General features: G+C 43.3%; 1 pseudogene. It reads right to left on the bottom strand.

The features are described 5' to 3' along the window. A pseudogene (locus BHE89_RS24070) lies at positions 1–342 on the bottom strand (ImcF-related family protein); the annotation flags it as partial.

Here is a 342-nt window from a genome sequence, read left to right as displayed (position 1 = left end):
TTTCATCTGTGGTTATTTCGCCGTTATTACTGATGTTCCAAAGCCAAATGGGGGCTTGCCAGCGCAATAGGCGAAAGAGCTGGTGGAAATAGCGGCTTGCGGTATCGGTGTTGGTCGAATTTAAGTGATTAAATAAGGAATGACCCAGCGGTTGTTGCGATAAATTATTTTCTGATACCCAAATAACGGCATCAAGTGGACGACGGCGACGTAGCTGTTTTAGATCTTGAATTAAATTTTCATCCATAGGTTGATGGATATCGCCACCATAGATAAGCAATGTGCCGTTACTTTCTTGCCAGATCTCCGTTGTTAGGTTGGGAGTGAGTTTTTCGATAGCAA

The sequence above is a fragment of the Shigella sp. FC1967 genome, from assembly GCF_001743005.1.
Lineage (GTDB): Bacteria > Pseudomonadota > Gammaproteobacteria > Enterobacterales > Enterobacteriaceae > Proteus.
The sequence above is the reverse complement of the archived record's forward strand: the minus strand, read 5'-3'. Positions and strand labels throughout refer to the sequence as shown.